This window comes from Streptococcus parasanguinis (genome assembly GCF_040908565.1).
Lineage (GTDB): Bacteria > Bacillota > Bacilli > Lactobacillales > Streptococcaceae > Streptococcus > Streptococcus parasanguinis_AC.
The window spans coordinates 1-20373 of sequence record NZ_JBDGEA010000017.1; the positions used below are offsets into that span (position 1 = coordinate 1).

General features: G+C 44.0%; 19 protein-coding genes and 1 tRNA gene. 2 read left to right on the forward strand and 18 right to left on the reverse strand.

Annotated features, from left to right (window positions below; genetic code table 11):
• The 3 genes from AB5Y61_RS08435 to AB5Y61_RS08445 form a co-directional block, all read right to left on the reverse strand.
• Positions 1 to 344: metallophosphoesterase (locus tag AB5Y61_RS08435; RefSeq protein WP_368403840.1), on the reverse strand; the 344-nt coding region annotated here is incomplete at its 3' end.
• A 165-nt stretch (positions 345 to 509) separates the two neighbouring features.
• Positions 510 to 3233 (reverse strand): FtsX-like permease family protein, encoded by a 2724-nt coding sequence (locus tag AB5Y61_RS08440; RefSeq protein ID WP_368403841.1) that lies wholly within the window; start codon positions 3231 to 3233, stop codon positions 510 to 512.
• A gap of 13 nt (positions 3234 to 3246) precedes the next feature.
• Positions 3247 to 3948, reverse strand: a complete 702-nt coding sequence (locus tag AB5Y61_RS08445) for an ABC transporter ATP-binding protein (RefSeq protein ID WP_368403842.1) — start codon at positions 3946 to 3948, stop codon at positions 3247 to 3249.
• A gap of 168 nt (positions 3949 to 4116) precedes the next feature.
• On the opposite strand from AB5Y61_RS08445, the gene AB5Y61_RS08450 reads away from it, so the two are divergent.
• Entirely contained in the window at positions 4117 to 5463 is a 1347-nt protein-coding gene (locus AB5Y61_RS08450; protein ID WP_003013089.1) for an Nramp family divalent metal transporter, read from the forward strand.
• Between the two features lie 342 nt (positions 5464 to 5805).
• Positions 5806 to 6348, forward strand: coding sequence for a TetR/AcrR family transcriptional regulator (locus tag AB5Y61_RS08455; RefSeq protein WP_227223606.1), 543 nt, complete (start codon positions 5806 to 5808; stop codon positions 6346 to 6348).
• 416 nt (positions 6349 to 6764) lie between these two features.
• Here AB5Y61_RS08455 and tehB read toward each other — a convergent pair whose 3' ends face one another.
• The 15 genes from tehB to AB5Y61_RS08530 all read right to left on the reverse strand — a co-directional run bounded on the left by tehB (position 6765) and on the right by AB5Y61_RS08530 (position 20190).
• Positions 6765 to 7625 carry an SAM-dependent methyltransferase TehB gene (tehB, locus tag AB5Y61_RS08460; RefSeq protein ID WP_368403843.1) on the reverse strand — a complete coding sequence of 287 codons (861 nt, stop codon included), beginning with the start codon at positions 7623 to 7625 and terminating at the stop codon, positions 6765 to 6767.
• Between the two features lie 130 nt (positions 7626 to 7755).
• Complete coding sequence (gene smpB / locus AB5Y61_RS08465; RefSeq protein WP_003005443.1) at positions 7756 to 8223, reverse strand: SsrA-binding protein SmpB; 468 nt, start codon at positions 8221 to 8223, stop codon at positions 7756 to 7758.
• The gene (gene rnr, locus AB5Y61_RS08470; protein WP_368403844.1) at positions 8186 to 10546 is read right to left on the reverse strand and encodes a ribonuclease R; all 2361 of its coding nucleotides are present in this window, start codon (positions 10544 to 10546) and stop codon (positions 8186 to 8188) included. Before rnr ends, smpB begins: the two co-directional genes overlap by 38 nt.
• Before the next feature lie 96 nt (positions 10547 to 10642).
• A complete protein-coding gene (secG, locus tag AB5Y61_RS08475; protein ID WP_003008189.1) occupies positions 10643 to 10876 on the reverse strand; it encodes a preprotein translocase subunit SecG in 234 nt (77 codons plus the stop codon).
• 41 nt (positions 10877 to 10917) lie between these two features.
• Entirely contained in the window at positions 10918 to 11067 is a 150-nt protein-coding gene (rpmG, locus tag AB5Y61_RS08480; RefSeq protein ID WP_003005699.1) for a 50S ribosomal protein L33, read from the reverse strand.
• Positions 11057 to 12256 carry a multidrug efflux MFS transporter gene (locus AB5Y61_RS08485; RefSeq protein WP_223345280.1) on the reverse strand — a complete coding sequence of 400 codons (1200 nt, stop codon included), beginning with the start codon at positions 12254 to 12256 and terminating at the stop codon, positions 11057 to 11059. The genes rpmG and AB5Y61_RS08485 overlap by 11 nt, the downstream gene beginning before the upstream one ends.
• A 16-nt stretch (positions 12257 to 12272) precedes the next feature.
• Positions 12273 to 12869 (reverse strand): dephospho-CoA kinase, encoded by a 597-nt coding sequence (gene coaE / locus AB5Y61_RS08490; RefSeq protein ID WP_368403845.1) that lies wholly within the window; start codon positions 12867 to 12869, stop codon positions 12273 to 12275.
• Positions 12870 to 13694 carry a DNA-formamidopyrimidine glycosylase gene (gene mutM / locus AB5Y61_RS08495; protein ID WP_368403846.1) on the reverse strand — a complete coding sequence of 275 codons (825 nt, stop codon included), beginning with the start codon at positions 13692 to 13694 and terminating at the stop codon, positions 12870 to 12872.
• Between the two features lie 45 nt (positions 13695 to 13739).
• The gene (gene era, locus AB5Y61_RS08500) at positions 13740 to 14639 is read right to left on the reverse strand and encodes a GTPase Era (RefSeq protein WP_003004993.1); all 900 of its coding nucleotides are present in this window, start codon (positions 14637 to 14639) and stop codon (positions 13740 to 13742) included.
• A 29-nt stretch (positions 14640 to 14668) separates the two neighbouring features.
• A complete protein-coding gene (locus tag AB5Y61_RS08505) occupies positions 14669 to 15067 on the reverse strand; it encodes a diacylglycerol kinase family protein (RefSeq protein ID WP_003008202.1) in 399 nt (132 codons plus the stop codon).
• Complete coding sequence (ybeY, locus tag AB5Y61_RS08510) at positions 15048 to 15545, reverse strand: rRNA maturation RNase YbeY (protein WP_006595862.1); 498 nt, start codon at positions 15543 to 15545, stop codon at positions 15048 to 15050. The genes AB5Y61_RS08505 and ybeY overlap by 20 nt, the downstream gene beginning before the upstream one ends.
• Positions 15546 to 15642: 97 nt before the next feature.
• Entirely contained in the window at positions 15643 to 17379 is a 1737-nt protein-coding gene (gene tetB(46), locus AB5Y61_RS08515; protein WP_368403847.1) for a tetracycline efflux ABC transporter Tet(46) subunit B, read from the reverse strand.
• Between the two features lies 1 nt (position 17380).
• Positions 17381 to 19105, reverse strand: coding sequence for a tetracycline efflux ABC transporter Tet(46) subunit A (gene tetA(46) / locus AB5Y61_RS08520; RefSeq protein WP_368403848.1), 1725 nt, complete (start codon positions 19103 to 19105; stop codon positions 17381 to 17383).
• A 392-nt stretch (positions 19106 to 19497) separates the two neighbouring features.
• Positions 19498 to 19570, reverse strand: a tRNA-Thr gene (locus AB5Y61_RS08525).
• Positions 19571 to 19620: 50 nt separating this feature from the next.
• A complete protein-coding gene (locus AB5Y61_RS08530; RefSeq protein ID WP_368403849.1) occupies positions 19621 to 20190 on the reverse strand; it encodes a GNAT family N-acetyltransferase in 570 nt (189 codons plus the stop codon).
• Positions 20191 to 20373: the final 183 nt, after the last annotated feature.

Consider the following 20373-nt stretch of genomic DNA (forward strand, 5'->3'; position numbering starts at 1 on the left):
CTATGGACCTGCATGGGCATTTTCTGCATGTCTTCAATTTCCTGGGGCGTGATTTCTTCCAGAATATATTGACACTGGCGCATGAGGTAGCGATGACTGGGTCTGGTCTCATCCAACATCCCCCTCATAGCCCGCCAAAGACTATCTTCCCAGTTTCCAAGGACTTTGACCGTAATCGGTAGCTCCTCTAACAGCTCCAAGAGGGCCCGTCTCCCTGTCCCTGGCATCAAACTATCTCCCAAGAGCCAATATTCATCCACCTTGGCTTTTCGACTATCCTCTAGGACAGCTTCCAATGCTGTCGTATTTCCATGAATATCTGAAAGTAAAGCAATTTTCGTCATGATCTTCTCCTTCTCTCCATTATAACAAAGAGAAGAAAAACTTCCACCCTAAGGTGAAAGTTTTATGAACATTCCATGCTACCAGAAATGAAAACTCAGGATAGAATCGGAAGCTTCGTCGTTGGATTTATCTTTTTCCAAAGAGTTGCTTAACGGCTTTGTACCTTAGTCTACTGATTTGAGGGCTTCGAGCATGTCTACTTTTCGGAGATAATGGTCAACATAAATTCCTAACAGGATCAATAAAAGGAGCATTCCTCCGACAGGAAAGAGAAAAACGCTAAGTCCCACTTTAGGGTAAAAGAGAATGGCATCTGGTGCAATCATGGCAATGAGGAATTGATGAAGATAATAACCACCCACTAATCCCATGAGGATCCCTATGATAGACAATAAGATGGTTTCGCGGTAAATATAGAGCGTCACTTCCTTATTATGGAATCCTAAGACCTTAATGGTCGATAATTCACGGATCCGCTCTGCCACATTGATATTGGTTAAATTATACAAGATCACGATAGCTAGCAAGATCGATACGACTACTAGAATCATCATAGTGGTATCCAAAGATTTGGCAACTGAATGAAAAAGGGAAATCATCGAAGCATTCTGACTAACCGCCTTCACAGCTGCAAGTGCCATCATATCCCGACTAACAGCCTGCACTTGTAGTGTAGAAGGATTTTTCAACTGCACCAAATAGCTATTTGCTGAAGTCCGCTTTCCGTAGATTTTTTGGTAACTTGCCTGATCCATATAGACAAAATGGCCGACATAATTTTCAGTGATCCCTGCTACCTTAAAAGTATGGTCATCTAAGGTCAGTCGATCGCCAACTGTAACTCGGGCTAGTTGTGCTAGCTTACTACTGATGATAACCCCTTTCTTGAGAGACAAGGGCTCTCCTTGCTTGAGAGAACGCAGGCTGACAAAGGGAGAAAAACCTGCACGATCCGTAACCATCATCGTAATGGTCTGCTTGTCGCGTCCACCCTTTAAAGAAGCTTCGATGACATTACTATAAATCGGTCGATAATCCTTGATATCTGATTTTTCCAGACGATTGGTTAGTTCCTTGCTTTCTTGGCTTGATGCATTGGGTTTTTTGGCTACAATCAACTCATAGGATAGGATCTCTTGAAATTGGCGTTTAGAAACCCCTCCTACAGAAGATTGAATCCCTAGCCCTGCAAAGAGGAGAGCAACAGAACCTGCCACTCCAAATATGGTCATCAGCATCCGTTGTTTGTAACGAAAGAGATTACGAGCAGTGACCTTGTGGGTGAAACTCAGACGCTTCCAAATAAACTGGAGACGCTCCAGGAAAATCTTCGAACCAGATACCGGTGGTTTGGGCAGTAATAACAGATTGGCTTCTTCTTTTAATTCCTTACGCGAAACCCAGTAAGCCGGAAGCACACTCGCGACGAAAGACAGTCCGAGCGCAATCAGAGTCATATCCCCATAAAAATACTCTCTGCTCTCTCCAATCACCATCCCTTGCGTAATAATGTTGGAAATGATCCCCGATAGGAAATAATGGCCCAGCAGGGTTCCTAGTAGGGTCCCGATCGTCCCTGCAAAGAATCCATAGAGGACAAATTTGAGAATGATATCCTTGGTACGATAGCCCAGTGCCTTAAATATACCTGCATTGGTCCGCTCTTCATCGACAAAGCGGGTCATCGTGGTAAAGGTCACCATGGCGGCTACCAGATAAAGAACGACCGGAAAAATATTTCCGACAGCAGAGATACTGCTACTAGCATTGCTATACATCAGGTAACCTTGTCCACCTGGCATGGTCTTGCGGTCATAGACATGATAAGTTGGAATTTCCAGTTGATCTCGCTCGGTTTGAGCTTTTTTTAGCTCCTCCTCTTTTTTTGCAAACTCCGTTTCACCTGCAGTCCAGTCCTTCTTTTTCTGATCCAGTTGTTCTTTGGCTTGATGGATCTTTTCTTGGCTGGCTACTTGCTCTTTAGCTGGCAGAAATGGAGCTAGTTTACTGAGCTGCGTCTCCTGCAAGTCTAATTGCTTTTGAGCCTGATCAATCTGACTCTTGGCTGACTGGAGGGTTTCCTTGGCACGACTGAGTTCTTTCTGGCCTTTTTGAATCTGCCCATCCGCCTCCTGCTTGAGTCTTTGATAGCGGGCCTTTCCATTGTCTTTCAGAAGTTTTTCTAACTCTTCTTGATGAGCTTTGAGCCCTTTTTGGTAGACTTGCGAAAAAGAATCTAAAGACTTCAGATCATCAAACTGGATCCGCGCCATCGCGGGAAGTTTAGTCGTAAAGACCTCTTTTGAAACTAGTGCATAGGCATCTAGATTTCCACTGCCACTCATGGCAGTGCCTAAATTCTTTTGAGACCACATCTCAGAGGATTGAACAAAACCAACAATGGTGAATTGCTTTCGCTTTAAACTAGAGCGCGTTCCAGCCTTTTCTTCAAGTGTGAGGGTATCCCCTATCTGATAGCGATCCTCCCAAAAATTTGCTAGGGCCAGTTCCCCTTCTTTTTGGGGCAGGCGCCCCTTGGTCACACGAAAAGAAGAAAGACTTTTTGGGGCAGAAAAAAGTCGAATTGCCTTTCCTGTTCCTCTCACTGTCAGATCTAGCAGTAAACCAAATTCGACACGCGCTCCTTTGACTCCTAAAAGTTCCTCTTGGTCTGCCTGATCTAATCCCAAGTCCCCCATGACAGCAAGATCTAGCATCTTTTGTTGCTGAATAAACTGGTTAGCCGTTCGGTGCATATTTGGAGTGGTCACCTTTAGGCCTACCAAGGCCAAGCTTCCCAACAACATCAAGGTTAAGATGGAGAGAAAACGTCCTTTTGAATGTGTAAAGGAAGCAAATAGATCCTTCCAATAGACTTTTCGTTTCATGCTACCACCTCTTCTAATATTCTAGCGTAGCAATATCTTGAGGAAGCTCATTGATTTCTACCGACTTGACCTTGGCATCATGCATGCAAATCACACGGTCTGCAATCGGAGCTAGGGCACCATTATGGGTTACGATGATGACCGTCGCTCCCTTTTTTCGAGACATATCCTGTAAAATCCCCAATACTTGCTTACCCGTCTGGTAATCCAAGGCTCCCGTTGGCTCATCGCAAAGGAGAATTTTAGGATTTTTAGCCACTGCCCGAGCAATCGCCACCCGTTGTTGCTCTCCCCCTGACAATTGGGCAGGAAAATTATCAAGACGATTGCCAAGTCCTACTTCTTTTAAAACAGCTTTCGGATCTAGAGCATCAGAAACAATTTCTGAAGCCAACTCAACATTCTCCTTAGCTGTCAAATTAGGGACCAAATTATAAAATTGAAAGACAAAGCCAACGTCATCTCGTCGATAATTGGTTCGTTGATGGGCATTGAGCTTTGCAATATCCACCCCATCAATCAGAACCTGCCCCTCGTCATTGGTGTCCATCCCTCCTAAGATATTGAGAACCGTTGATTTTCCAGCTCCTGACGCCCCTAAAATAATGACCAGCTCGCCTTTTTCAATCTCAAAGGAAACATCCTGGTTAGCGAAAATCTCTGTCTCTCCACTCGTATAGCGCTTGTAACAATGCTGCATTTCGATGAAGGCCATTTCCTCTCCTCCCTCCTACTTCCTATCTATATTATAGTCCTTTTCTGATAGATTACAAAGAAATCGAGGTAGTAGAAAACAAGGTTATCCTAAATTATCATGAACTATTATAAATTTTATGCTATAATTAGAGACAAATTTGATTTATTCTTAGAAAGAAGGCTCATTGTGAGTTTACAACAGTTTGAAAGGAAATCACTTCAAGAAATCAACCAATCTATTGACGTGCCAAAAGGGATCCCTTTTTGGAAGACTCTTCTGCTCTTTTCGGGGCCTGGAAGTCTAGTAGCTGTCGGCTATATGGATCCGGGGAACTGGATTACCAGTGTCGTCGGAGGGGCCCAATACCGCTACCTCCTCTTATCAGTGGTTCTTCTCTCGTCTTTAATCGCCATGCAATTGCAACAAATGGCTGGTAAACTAGGGATTGTCCATCGTAAGGATCTGGCCCAAACAACCGCCCATCATTTACCAAAATGGCTTCGCTATACCCTTTGGATTGTGATTGAGCTTGCCTTGATGGCGACAGATTTAGCGGAAGTCATCGGATCAGGGATTGCCCTCCACCTTCTTTTTGGCTGGCCCTTGCTCTTTTCTATCCTGATCACCATCTTTGATGTCTTCCTATTACTGGGGCTCATGCATCTAGGATTTCGAAAGATCGAGGCCATCGTATCAACCTTGATCCTCACGATCCTTGCAATTTTTGGCTATCTGGTTTTCCTATCGAAACCTGATATCGGAGGAATCTTCGCTGGCTTCCTGCCTCAAAAAGAGGTGCTAGGAATTGGGCTTCCAAAAGGAAATGAAGCCTTAACCTTGGCGCTTGGGATCATCGGTGCAACCGTAATGCCCCACAACCTCTATCTCCACTCTTCCATTTCGCAAACGCGAAAAGTCGATTACAAGGATCCAGCAGATATCAAACGGGCAGTTCGCTTTATGACCTGGGATTCAAATATTGAATTGAGTCTGGCTTTCGTCGTCAACTCCCTCCTCTTGATTCTTGGAGCAGCCCTCTTCTTTGGCCACGGAGATAAGATCGGTGCTTTCTCTAGCATGTACAACGCCCTCAAGGATAACCATATTGCCGGTGCTATCGCCAGTCCCTTCTTATCCACCCTCTTTGCCATCGCTTTGTTAGCCAGTGGTCAAAATTCAACCATTACTGGGACCCTAACCGGTCAAATCGTTATGGAAGGTTTCTTGAGATTCCGCTTACCACAATGGGTCGTTCGTCTCATGACTCGGATCATTGCCCTTCTTCCTGTCATCATCGTTGCGATCTTATTTGGAGATCAGGAACATGTCCTTGATGACCTTCTGGTTTATTCTCAAGTCTTCCTATCAGCGGCTCTTCCATTCTCCATCTTCCCTCTGGTTTATTTCACCTCCAACAAGGAAATCATGGGAGAGCATGTCAATGCGAAGTGGAACACTTTCTTAGGCTATCTCGTTGCGATTGTCTTAACCATCTTAAATTTCAATTTGATCGTGACAACTTTTATCAAATAAAGAAACCAGCACTTAAACGGTGCTGGTTTTTGGTTTATTACACTCCCTTTTCCATCTTGCTCCTCCATTTCCTAAAAATTTCCTGACCATTTTTTTAGGAGGGAATTATTTTAAATCACTAATTGTTGTGAGATTTTCACAAAATCTTGTCAGTGCCCGTCATTCATAAACTTGTAAATTTTTTGTACACTTTCCGTTATCTGTACAAAAATTAGAATTGTTGTCTAATTTATTCTTTTGGAGTATAATGCTCTTTGTTAGTGTCGTAAAATTATTTAACATATAGATTATTTTAACGTCAAATAAATAGAAACAGATTGATACAACTACAGAAAGGAACATATGGTACGCCAAAGACAAACAACAACCAAGTCAGACTTACGAAATGCGCTCTCAAAACTCCTCTTGCAACAACCTTTTGAAAGCATCACTATTCGACAATTAACTGAAACCGCTGGGATTAACCGCGGGACCTTCTACTTGCACTATGTCGATAAATACGACATGTTTGAGCAAATGAAAATGGACATGATGCAAGAATTGGATAGCCTCTTCGTTGAAGGAAGCCCTGTAAAGGTGAACTTTCTTAATGTGTTGACTGCTATTAAAGAAAATTATGATTTTATTTATGCATTGTCCCAATCCTGCTGCTCAGACTTCCGTAAACTAATAAGAAGTTTTACCCTCCATGCATTAGACGATACTCCCCATGCTGAAGAACACATCATTTCAGACTTTCAAGTTCCATACAAGTATGGTCTAGAAATTTTCATCGCTACGATTGAATCTGTGATTGTGACCTGGTTAGAATCCGGTGCGAAAGAAGAGCCAATCGAAATCGGGACGATTATTCTCAGCGTCTGCAACTTTGCTAACTGGAACTAAATTCCCCAACCTTTTCCTTCCTTTATGGAGAAGGTTTTTCTTTTTGGCAAATGAACAAAATGTAGATCACCTTGTTCAACTTGTTTGTAAGGAAGCAAAAAGGCAGGATCCTAACATCCTGCTTTTAGAATGTAGACAAACTACTTTAAAGTAAAATAAGTTAAGCGATTTTGCAAAAAAAAATAAAAATGAATTCCAATTTTTAAATCGATTCAAGAAAATACCGAAACTTTCCGCTGTGAGAAAAGTGCCTGAAACAATAACGTTTCAGGCACTCGGGAGTTTTGAGACCTAGGCTCAAAACTAAGTCTTGGAACTTCGAAGAAGTTCGCTGACGTCCGTACTCACCTAAGGAAAGTTTTTTATATGACTTTGTATTCAATCTGAAGGCAGGATCTTAACATCCTGCTTTTTCTTTATTTTTTCTTTGCCAACATGGTTGCAAATCGAAGTTGAATCCGATGGCCATTTTCATCTCGACGATGGAGATGGCCTGGATTTTCATTGTACTTGACCAATTCCCAATCCTTGTAATACTCCGCCAATTCTCCTTCTTTAAAGGTGAACGAGAAGGGCATCTGGCAAGGATAATCTTCCGTATCCATGGCACAGACAATGAGATTGTAGCCCCCTGGATTGGTATGCTCTTGCATATTGCGGATAATCGCTGGAATCCGATCAGCGTCTAAAAACATGAGGACCACAGTTGATACGATAAAGTCATAGTTTTGGGTAAGAGCTGCAGCATTAATATCATAAAGGCCCACTGGCATCTCTAGATCTTCCTCAGCGACAATACTTTGTAAAATCTCAAGAGCCAGTTCATTTTGATCTACAGCTGTCACGTCAAAGCCATGTTGGGCCAAAAAGAGGGCGTTGCGGCCTTGCCCGCATCCTAGATCCAGCGCCTTTCCAGCTGGGACAATTTCCACTGCTTCTAGTACTTCTGAATGGACAGGATTGGTGTTGTATTTTTTTGGGAAATAGTCTTTTGGCTCACAGTAAAATTCCAAGTACCACTCCACATCGTCCGTCGCTGCTTCCACGCGGTGCCAGGCCTGGGGCTCAGCCATGGGGTTTTCTGCTCCTGCTTCAAAGAGGTGGCTCGCGATTTCTTCCCCCTCTTCGGTCAATTCAATAAATCGTAACTGACCCTTTAAAACAGTAATCTTTCCCCAGGTTCCTACCTTGGTATTGTGCTTTCTTTGAAGAGCTTCTGGCATGGTATCCTTGGTCCAGATAGGCATGCGCTTGTAAGCGATCAATTTTTGTGTCATGCTGCTTCTCCTTTTTCTTTCACTACCCTTATCATACAGAAAAAAGCCCCTTTTTACAAGTTGGAAAAAGGAGAGCCCATCTCTAAGAAAAAAGACAGTTCTGAAACAAGTTTCAAAACTGCCTTTTTCTTTAACGTGTATTGTATTGTTTCATGACCCGTGCGATGTCCCGGTTTTGTTCCCGACGCTTGATGGATTCACGCTTGTCATAATCATGTTTCCCTTTAGCGAGCCCCAAAAGCAATTTGGCATAGCCATCCTTGAGATAGACCTTCAAAGGCACCAAGGTCATTCCGGTCCCTTTGGTGTCTTGGTCCAGCTTTTGGATTTGCTTTTTATGAAGAAGGAGCTTGCGACGACGGTCTGGATCTTGGTTCCAGATATTGCCTTCCTCGTAAGGGGCAATGTGGACATTGCTAAGCCAAACTTCGCCATTTTTTACTTGTGCAAAGCCATCTTTCAAGTTAATGCGTGCTGCACGGACACTTTTGATCTCTGTACCTGTCAGCACCATCCCTGCTTCTATTGTATCCACGATGGTGTAGTCATGTCTCGCCTTTTTATTTTGTGCGACTACCTTTCCTTCGCCCTTTGCCATGTTTGGCTCCTTTCTTTGCTACTTCCTTGTAAAATGGTTTCTTCCCTTTTTTCTTTTTGGATTTAGATGAAGAATCTTTCCGTTTGTCATCTTTTCTAGCAGTCGAACCCTTAGAAACTTTTTTGTCTTTGCGTCTGCGATCCCTGCGGTTGCCATCTCGGTCACGTCCTTTGGCCTTGAGTCCTTTTTCGACGACATCCCATTCACTTGGAATATAAGAGAAATCAATCTCTCCTGTCATCTTGTCGGCTCTTTCTACCTTGATCCGGATTTGCTGACCAACACGGAAGGTCACTCCTGATTTTTCTCCGCGAAGGGTTAGATCTCTTTCGTTAAAATGGTAGAATTCAGGAAGATTGGTAATATGGATCAAGCCTTCAACCGTATTTGGCAACTCCACAAAGAGGCCAAATTTCACCACACTGGAAACCACGGCATCGTACTCTTCCCCAACATAGTCTTCCATGTATTCTGCCTTCTTCATAGCCTCTACTTCGCGCTCCGCATCAATAGCTCGGCGCTCTCGACTAGAGGATTGGCTGGCAATGTCTGGAAGGACTTGTTCAAAGTGCTCTGCCACTTCTTGGGATTTGCCGTATTCGCGCACCATTCGGTGAACCATCAGGTCCGGATACCGACGGATGGGACTGGTAAAGTGGGTATAATACTCAGCAGCAAGCCCATAGTGGCCATGGTTATGCTCTGAGTAGCGAGCCTGTTGCATCGAGCGCAACAACATCATCGAAAGGACATCTGCATAGGGTTCCCCTTCGACCTTGCGCATAATTTCTTGCAGGGCTTCTTGGCTCATCTCACTAGCCGTTCCGTAGATTTGGATCCCAAAGCTGGAAGCATAATCGATAAACTTCTGTACTTTTTCTGCCTTTGGATCTTCGTGGATCCGGTAGATGAACGGCAGTTTCAGTCGTGTAAAGTGCTCCGCCACTGTTTCATTGGCAATCAGCATAAAGGACTCGATCATCCGCTCGGCAATTCCTCTTTGGCGAAGGACAATGTCGACCGGTTTTCCTTCTTTATTGACCAGGATTTTAGCCTCATTGGTATCAAAATTAAGGGCTCCACGGCGAATCCGCATGCTTTCTAGAATGCCATGCAAGGTGGCCATTTGATGAATACTTGGAACAATTTTCTTAAAGGTTTGAGCCTTTTCTTCGTCGCCTGCTAAGATATCATTGACGTCGCTATAGGTCATTCGGAAGGTCGTATTGATGACAGTTTGGGTAATGGTGTGCTTGACGACCTTTCCATGGGGATCAATCTCCATGATGGCAGACTGGGTCAGGCGATCCACATTCGGATTTAAAGAACAGATCCCATTGGACAAGCGTTCTGGAAGCATGGGTACTACTCGGTCGGTCACATAGACAGAGGTTGCACGATTTAGAGCTTCCTTATCAAGAGCTGAGCCTTCTGTAACGTAATAAGAGACATCTGCGATGTGAACCCCCAGCTCAAAATTGCCGTTCTTGAGTGGCTTGATATGGACCGCATCGTCCAAGTCTTTGGCATCCGCTCCATCGATCGTAAAGGTAATCTCCTCTCGCAGATCCAACCGCCCCTCTAAATCCTTTGCAGACGGTGCATCTGGAACCTGCTCAGCCTCTTTCAGCACTTCTTCTGGAAATTCTGAGACGATATCCATAGATTCTAGCACTTCCAAGACATCGATTCCAGGATCTGTCACATGACCGACCACATCCCGCACAGTTGCCACAAAATAATTGTGCTTGCGGCTCGGGTATTGATCAATTTCGACCTTGAGGATTTCGGTACCTTCCAATTGGATGGCTGGCTTCTTCACATAGATCAGCTGGCTGATTTTTTGATTTTTCGAACGAATGTAGCCGGCATATTTGGGCTTTTCCTCATCCAGAACAATTTGTCCAACAACCGTTTTGACGCTATGATCCAAGACATCAATAATCTTCGCTTCTGCTGCCGTTCCTTTGTTTCGGTCTGCTACCTTGGTAATGACGATCTCAACAGTATCCCCATCGATGGCGTGGTTGACATCATTTCGACCAACAAAGAGGTCCTCTTCTTCGCCTTCTAAACTGACAAAGCCAAAGCCATTTTTATGGGCATGAAAGATCCCCTTGAGGGTAATGGCTGGGGCCTTCTTTTGAGCCAAACGAAGAGAGCCATCATCCTCAAATTTCAACTCATGACGGCGTTCCATCAGAGAGATGGTTTTGACCAAGTCACGAAAATCCTTAGATCCTTCTTTTCCTAGAGCTGCTGCCAGATCATTGATCTGGGCTTTGTCATGCTCTTGTAAATATTCTTTAATACTTGTTTTCATGAATGTATTTGCTGGTTATCCAGCCTCCTTTTTTCTATCTAAATGTGTCTTTGTTTTGCAAAATAAAAATAGGCAAAGACATTGTCTGAGCCTATCTTATCTACTAGAAAGTACCATTAAGATCATCGCGATCAATAACCAAAAGAAGATCATAATAGCTGTTAAACGCTGCATCACGGCTTCAAACCCGCGCGCTTTTGAACGTTCAAACAAGTCATTTGAGCTTGCGTCAAAGACGTTGCTCGATTGGTTTTTTGTTGGTTGCATAAAAATTGCGATAATAATCAATACTGATAATACTAGTAAAATAGTTGTTAATGCTCCGCTCATATTCAAAACTCCTTAAAATCCTCACTATTATACCATGAAAATCATTTTGATTCAATATGTAAGGTTACTTTTCTTTCCTTGGGACAATACTTCAAAACCTCGATCTTTTCGGGATGGGTTTTGGTATTTTTACTGGTCAAATAATTCTGACTCCCACAGCTTGTGCAGGTCAATTGAACTTTAATTCGCACGTACGTCTCTCACTTTCAAATACTTTCTAAATAAGAATAAGAGGAAAATCAAATCGGTAAAGGCCAAGAGGGCTGTGCCGTAAAAAACCCAATGATAGCCAAAATGCATGAAAATACTCGATCCCATCATTGGCCCTAACACACCACCTAAGTAGTAAAAGAGCTGGTTGTAGCTAAAGATCCGAGAGATCCCTTCAGGAGGGGTTAAGCGATTTAACAAAGCAGAAACTCCTGGTAAAAGGGCACCAGTCCCAATCCCAAAAAGGAAGCGTAAGATTCCTAATTGCAGAGGCGTTTGCGCTTGGGCACAGAGAATATAAAGGCAACCACTATAGAGAAGGGCGATTAATAAAAGCCGGTGATTCCCGATTCGGTCTCCGAGTTTTCCCATCCAACCTGAAAAGAGCATACTAGAGACTCCCATAGCCGAAACAATCATCCCCGATACAAAAATCAAGTTATCTCTTTGTCCTAAAGCTCGCACATAAAGAGGCAGTATTGGAGAAATAGATTGGGCGATCATTTGAATGGTCATACTGGTCAAAAAGAGGCCTAAGAGAATATCCTTTTGCTGAATGGACATAAGCAACTGCCAACTGGATTTTTGTTCTTCTTTTGGAATGGGCTCATAGTCTTCCTCGATGCCCCAAAAGGTTAAAAGGGACACTAGAAATAAGAAAAAGCCAACCAAAAGAAAGACATTGCGCATTCCCAGATTTTCAGCAATGAGTCCCCCAATCAAAGGCCCCATCAAGGTTCCAGCTACGACACCGGTCGACAAAGTCCCCAGGGCATAGCCTGATTGGTCCTTTGATACTTGACTGGCAATCAAGGCTGTACTATTAGGGACAAAGCCTGAAAAGACACCGTTGAGAAAGCGCAAAACCAAGAGCCAAAAGACAGATGGCACAAAGGCGATCCCTCCCATGGTCAGGGTCATAGCAATAGAAGCCCTGAGCATCATGGGTTTTCGACCATAGCGGTCGGCCAGGCTCCCCCAGATAGGAGACATGATCGCAGAGGTTACAGAAGAACTTGCGACGGCAATCCCAGCATAAAAAGGAACAGCCTTGCCCGTAACACCCAACTCTTCCACAAAGAGGGCCATAAAAGGGACGACTAAAGAAAGGCTGGCTCCGATGAAAAAGCACCCGATCCAGGCAATATATAGATTTTTACGCCAATTGATTTCTCTTGTGATAAAATCATCTTCTTTCTAATTGTTGTAGGGCTGCATCTAATTGGGCATAGAGGGCAGCAAGATCGCCATTATTGTCTAAGACCAGATCTGCATGGGCTCTTTTTTCATCTAGCGGCATTTGAGACGCGATGCGTTCTTGGGCCTGCAGTTCCGATAAGTGGTTTCGTTCCATCAGGCGCTTGAGCTGGGTTTCTTTTGATACAGCTACCAACCAGACAGATTCAAACCACTCTTCATAGTGCTGCTCGATTAAGAGAGGAATATCCATAAAAAAGAGATCGGATTGTGCAGCTTGTATATCTCTTACCTCAGCTAGAGCCTCACGAATAAGCCTGCCTTGGACGCGATTGGACCAGTCTCGTTCACCAGGATTTGAAAAGATCCGCTGACCCAAAGCGACGCGGTCCAGCTCACCTTCTTTGGTAAGGATCTCTCTCCCAAAATGATCCACTAAGACACGGTAAAGGGCTCCTCCTGGTGCTTGCAAATCATGAACCACTTGATCAGCATCAATGACAGGATACCCTTTTTCTCTCAAATAGGAGGTGACAGTGGACTTTCCTGAAGCAATCCCTCCTGTTAATCCGATGATTCTCGCCATCTAGTTCTCCTTTTGACAGTGCGGGCAAAAATGGGTTCCGCGTCCCCCCAGCTGGACTTTCTCAATCGGTGTCCCGCAGCGCAAACAAGGCTGGCCTGTTTTCCCATAGACCTGGTGTTCTTCCTGCATGGTGCCATCCTCGCCAAAAGCATTGCTGTAGGAGCGAATAGTGGAGCCACCCTTTTCAACAGCCTGAGCCAGCACAGCAATCGTTTCTTTGCGGATTGCTTTAGCTTCTTTAGCAGTCAAGCTTTGACCCAAACGGGCTGGATGAACCTTGGCTCGATAAAGGACCTCATCCACATAGATATTGCCCAGACCAGCCACTAATTTTTGGTCTAAAAGAGCTGATTTAATGGGTTTCTTTGATTTTTTAAGAGCTGCTTGGAAGGCGGGTCCTTTAAAATCTGCTTCTGTCGGCTCTGGACCAATTTTTTTCGCCAAAAAATAGCTGTCGACAAGCTCAGGTATGAGGACTTCCATGGTCCCAAACTTGCGGACATCTTCATAGACCAGAGTGCTACCATCTGTAAAATGAAAGAAGACATGGGCATGCTTGCGAAGAGGAACCTCGTCTGGATAAAAGAAATACTTGCCTTCCATCCGCAAATGCGAGATGAGGACCAGATCCGTCAGATAAAATAAAAGGTATTTCCCACGGCGCCCCAGGGCCCGAATTTCTTGGCCTGGGAGATCTTGACGAAAAGTATCCAGATCCGTCTGAATCATCTTTGGATACTTTACTTCCACGGACTGGATGGTTTTCCCAAGAATTAATTTCTCAAGACCGCGTCGAACGGTCTCTACTTCTGGTAATTCAGGCATAGAACTCCTTTCAAAAACAAGAAGCAGGCTTCTGCCCACCTCTTCTTAATATTCTTTTTCGTTGTATCCGAAATCGGCTAGGTCTAATTTCTTATCCCGCCAATTTTTCTTGACCTTGACCCAGGTTTCTAGGAAGACCTTGTCCCCTAGCATGAGCTCAATATCCTTACGCGCAAGGGTTCCGATCTTCTTGAGCATGGCCCCGCCTTTTCCGATGACAATGCCTTTTTGGCTATCGCGCTCGACCATGATGGTTGCGCGGATATGAACCTTATCGGTCTCTTCATCCCGCTTCATAGAATCCACGACTACTGCAACAGAGTGGGGAATTTCTTCCCGCGTTAAATGCAAGACCTTTTCACGGATCATTTCAGAGACCAAGAAGCGCTCTGGGTGGTCAGTGATTTGGTCAGCAGGGAAATATTGGAACCCTTCTTCTAAGTTTTCACTTAAAATATCAATCAAACGCGAAACATTGTTTCCTTGGAGGGCTGAAATCGGCACGATTTCCTTGAAATCCATCTGACTACGGAAGTCATCGATTTGCGCCAAGAGTTGGTCAGGGTGCACCTTGTCGATCTTATTGACCACCAGAATAACCGGCACCTTAGCAGCCTTGAGGCGTTCGATAATCATGTCATCGCCCTTCCCACGCGGTTCATCTGCTGGGACCATAAAGAGAACGGTATCCACTTCTCGAAGAGTGCTATAGGCCGACTCCACCATGAAGTCTCCAAGGGCTGTCTTGGGTTTGTGAATCCCTGGGGTATCGATAAAGACGATCTGTTCCTTATCCGTCGTATAAATCCCCATAATCTTATTGCGCGTTGTCTGCGCCTTGTCACTCATGATGGCAATTTTTTGCCCCATGACGTGGTTCAAAAACGTTGACTTCCCAACATTGGGACGTCCTAAAATGGCTACAAAACCTGATTTAAATGTCATATTATCCTTTCACGAGGGCATACTCCCTCTTATCCAAATACCAAGGCCCAGAATTTGGGCACAAAAATCACCAGTCCTGTTAGTAGGGCAAAACCTGATACGACGAGGACTGCTCCAGCCGCCATGTCTTTGGCATTCTTTGCCAACATGGAGAAATGGTAGTTACTCGCTAAATCCACCACATTTTCAATGGCTGAATTCATAATTTCAAAAGCAATCACCAAGGTGATGCTGAGCAATAAAAAGAGCCATTCTGTCGCAGAAATCCTAAATACCAAACCAGCAAGAATTGCTACAAGGGCTGATAAGGCATGCTTGCGCATATTGCGCTCTTCCTTGATCGCAGTGAAAATTCCTGTTATCGCAAACTCCAGGCTTGAAGTGAAGTCCCGATTTTTCCATTTTCGCTTATTGTCTTGTGAGTCCATAGGCTGTCAAAATCTCTTCCTGTAAGCCAAACATTTCCTTTTCTTCTTCTGGCGTATAGTGATCATAGCCATTGATGTGAAGAAAACCATGTACTGCCAAAAATCCCATTTCGCGCTCAAAGCTATGGCCATATTCTTCCGCTTGCTCCCGCGCCTTGTCAATTGAAATAAAGAGCTCACCAATATAGGTATCGAATTCCGCCATCATCTCTGCCAATTCTGGATTTTCTTCAAGGTCTTCCTCATCAAAAGAAATCTCCATCTCAGGCTTGTATTCTAAACTGATGACATCTGTCGGACGATCCGTATCACGGTATTCAAGATTTAATTCATGACTGCGTTCATTGGTTACAAAAGTCACAGCCATTTCCTTGTCTTCTTTCCCAATTTTTTGAGCAGCAAATTCTAAAATTTCTTGCGTTTGTTTTAAGATTTCGTCAGAGACTTGGCCAGTCTCATCTACCATTTCAATATACATCTGGATCACCTCACTATTATCACTTTATTATATCACAAAAACCAGCCTATATACTAGATACAGGCTGGTTCTCAAACTTTTTCTTTGCATGATCATCTTACACCACTGTTTGCTGGATGGCATTCATCTGGGCATAGATCCCGCCTTGTGCGACCAGCTCTTCATGTCTACCACGCTCTACAATGCGTCCTTCAGATAAGACTAAGATCTGATCCGCATCTTGGATAGTGGACAAGCGATGGGCAATGATAAAGGTGGTCCGGCCCTTTTGCAGGACCGCCATAGCTTGTTGGATGACTTCTTCTGTTTCCGTATCGATATGAGAGGTTGCCTCATCCAAAATCAGAATTTGCGGATTCATATAGAGCGTTCGCGCAAAGGAAATCAACTGGCGCTCGCCACTTGAAAAGGCAGACCCTTTTTCGACTACTGGATGGTCGATTCCCTTTTCAAGGTGCTCTACAAAAGGCCAAGCCCCGACTTTTTTCAGCGCATCTTTGACCGCATCCCGGTCAATATGATCCTGACTCATGGCCACATTACTGGCAATGGTTCCTGTAAATAGATAAGGATCTTGCAGAACAATGCCCATGTGGCTTCGCAGGCTCTCACGAGAGACTTGGCGAATATCTTGCCCATCGATCAAAATCGCTCCTTCTTGAGGATCATAGAAACGATAGAGCAGATTCATAATAGAAGACTTACCCGATCCAGTATGGCCCACAAGAGCGATGGTTTCCCCGGGACTCGCCTGAAAGGCAATATCCTGTAAAACTGGCTTGCCTTCTTCATAAGCAAATTGAACATCATCAAACACGACTTGAGCCTTTTCTATCTTCAGTTCCGATACGCCATCGGCCTCTAAGGGTTGATCCAAAAAGGCAAGGACGCGACTCCCCGTCTCTAGTGATCGCCGAATATTCGGAAATTGACGACTGAGATTGGCCATGAGATCAAACAGATTGATGACATAGTTAATATTGATAAATAAGAAACCAGCTGTCACACCGATATTGCCCTGTAGAAAAGAAATCCCAGCGATGGTCAATATACCTGCAATCACTAAAAACTTGAGCAATTCTGTCAAGGTCCAAGAAGCGATGGAATCAGCTAAGAGGATCCGATCATTGGCCCCTAGCATCTTCTGGGTAGTGGCTTCAAACTCCTCTACCACATCAGGCTCTTGATGATAGAGCTGAATCATGCTGGCACCATGCAAGAGTTCATTGACTTGGGTATTGACCTCGCTTCTCGCATCAAAGAAATCCTTCATAGGCTGGTCCGTCATGACCTTGTAGAGATACTGGATTCCATAGAAAATTGGAAAAACCAGACACAAGAGTAGCCCCATCATAGGACTCAGGAAAAAGAGAATCCCTAGGATAAAGAGAAATCGCACCAAATAGATGACTAGTATCATACAAGAGTTATAAAACTGGGTCCGCAAGGTCTCCGTATCATTGACAATTCTTGTTGCGATCTTTCCAGCCGGCTTGTCATCAAAATAAGAAATAGGCAGACCTTGCATGACTTGAAAAGCTTGGTCTCTCAGACTAGCGGTTACTTGATTACTTCCATGCAGTAAGATCCGATTTCCTAGGTAGCTAATCAGCTGTCCTAGGCTCAAGACTAAGAGATAAAATGCTCCCATCTGAAGCAAGTCCCCTTGTCCTCCACCGTGGGTCAGTGCAGTCAAAGGCCCATCTATCATCTTTTGGAGAAGAAAAGGAGACAATTCAGAAAAAATGGTAGCTAGTAAGAGACAAATAAAGCCGGAAAGAAAAACCGTCGGATAAAGAGTGATCCGAGATAATAATCGTTTCAATACTTTCATCTTATTCTCCTTCCTGTTTTTGTTGCCGTTGGTATTGTTCATAATACCAGCCCTCTTGAGCCAGTAAATCACTAGCTCTACCTTCTTCTACAATCTGTCCTTGATCCAAGACAATGATCCAATCTGCCTGATGAACCGCAGACAAGCGATGGGAAACAATGAGGGTCGTCTTGCCTTTTCGCTCTGTTTGAATGGTGTCAATAATGGCCTGTTCAGTCTTCGCATCTACTGCCGAAAGGGAATCATCTAACAGCAAGAGATCCGCATCCCTTAAAAAAGCACGTGCCAACGAGATCCGCTGTTTTTGACCACCTGATACAGAGACCCCTTTCTCACCAATCATGGTGTCCATTCCCTGAGACATCCGCTCAAGATCATCCGCAAAAGCAGCTTGGGCAACAGCTTCCACCAAATCCTCTTCACTAGCACCATTTTTACCCAGAGCAATATTGTCACGAATGGATTTTGAGAATAAAATATGTTCTTGGGAAACATAGCCGATTTTAGCTTCAATGGAGTGTCGGTTGTAGTCCACGATCGGTTGCTGGTTGACCAAGAATTCTCCCTCACCAACTGGGTACTGCCGCAAGAATTGTCGAACCAGACTAGTCTTTCCTGCTCCGGTACGACCAACAATTCCAACTGTCTGTCCTTTCTGAATGGTCCAATCAATGCCTGATAGACTCTTTCGCTCAGCACCAGGATAGCTGAAAGAATAATCCTTAAACTGCACCGAATCAATCTGCTCTAAATAGTTAGGACCATCTGGTTCGAGATCATCCGTTTCATCAATCACTTCTTTTAATTTTTTATAGGACATTTGCCCTGTCTGATAGACCAAGATCAGGTCCGCCATCATCCACATAGGCTCAATTAAAAAGACCAAATACAGCTGCAAAGCCAATAACTTGCCAAGGCTCAATTGCCCGCTTGCTAAGGACTGACCTCCAAATACCAAGAGTAGGACCGTCGAAAAACCAATAAACAACAGGGCTAAGGGGCCAAAAGAATATTGGATAGAAGCAATTTTGTCCCCTGTTTTGGATAGACTGGCTGTTTTCTTCTGAAACTGTTTGACCTGCTGGTCCCGTTTACTATAGGCCCTCATGATCCGAATTCCTTCGATGGACTCCAAGACTTCATCATTCAACTGAGCGACTGCTTCCCGGTTTTGCTCAACATAATCCTCCTGCTTTCTACTCAAAAAATAGGTCGAGACGATAAGGAAGATCATGGGAATAAAGGAAGTCAAGGTTAATCGCCAAGAAATGAAAAACATGGTCGGAATAATAAAGGCAAACAAGCCACCGCCAAACAGGAGCACCATCATCCCGTAACCAGCCATGTCGGCCATGCCATCGACATCCGTCGTGAACCGCGTCAAGAGATCTCCTGAACGGAATTTCTCAAAAAAGGGACGCCGCATAGCTACTAGTTTACGAAAAGCTTGTCCCTGAAGGGTCGCCTTGAAATGAACTGACGACTGAAAGAGGCGCAACTGCCAATAAAAAGCCGTCAGGTAATTGAGGATGGCTGATCCTACCAAGAGGACCATATCCCATACAAAGTTGGATTGCGTCAGCGTCTGCTGACTCAGATGATCCACTAGACGCTGAATAACTTGCGTCGGGATCAATAAGGTGTAATCATAAAGAATCAGGACCATAGCGATCTTCACATATCGCCACTTGCGCTCCCTGATATACTCCCAAATAGCTCTGATCATATATTCTCCTTTTCAAAATAGCACAGAAAAAACCCAAGTAAGGAGCTGAGTAGGTGCTCAGTCCACACTTGGGCCTTCTGATGCCTGTCACCAATTCAGTTAAGGCAGGAAAAAATGCATACAAAAAACCCAAGACAGACTCCTCCATCTTGGGTTCATTCAATTTTTACATAGAACTCAACTGAGATTGGAGAAGTTGTGTATTCAATTGTGTCATCAAAACATCTACTTTGTTCATGATGGTTTTCTCCTTTCTCTTTGTTGTTCTAACTTTACCACGGATTTCTGTGCTTGTCAACGTTTTTTTGAAAATTGTTGAAAAAGGCAAAATTTTTAAAGATGAACTCGCAAAAAAAGAAGCTTAGATCTCTCTATGCTTCTCTCTTCTACTATGCTAGTTGCCGGGATTGAACCGGCGACCTCATCCTTACCATGGATGCGCTCTACCGACTGAGCTAAACCAGCAGTACCTATCTACTATATCATGGAGATAGGCCTTTTGTCAATATCCTGACTCATTTTTCTGTCAAATATTCTTCCTTTGTGAGGACATAATGAACTCTCGTCACCATTCGCCCTTCTTCATGCAGATCTAGCATCGCATAAGCTTCTTCGTGGGAAAATTGCATCCCTGATTTGGCCATCACCCGGCCAGAAGCTGGGTTGTCCTTGTCATGAACGGCAATGAGTTTGTTCATCCCTAACTGTTCAAAAGCTAGGGCAATGACTGCCTTGATAGCCTCTGTCGCAAGACCTTGGTTCCAATAGTCTTTATTCAGAACATAGCCAATACTCCCCTTCTTCAGACAAAGATCCAAATCCAGTAAATCAATCGTCCCAATAAATTTTCCATTTTCTTTGAGCTCGATCCCCCATTTTCCAAGCGGGCTCGCTAGGTAAAAGAGGGCAATATTATTACGCGTCTCTTCTAGACTTTGATTGGTTGGAAAAGTGTAGCGCGTAACAGCTTCATCAGAAGCGTACTCAAACATAGCCGGTGCATCCTCAAGAGTGACCGGACGCAAACGTAAACGCTCTGTCTCTATTTCACGATAACCCGCTAACTTCACATATAAATTTTCCATTTGACACTCCTTCTTTAGGGATTAGTTTAGCAAATAACCTAAAGGAAGGCAAGCTCAAATTTTTCTTGCTTTTTAACCAACTTTTCTATACAATAAAATCAATTAAAACAATCAGATAAGGAGTGAAAAGGTCATTGAGTCAAGAGAGAAATCTCACACCAATGGCCTTTTTACACCCATATC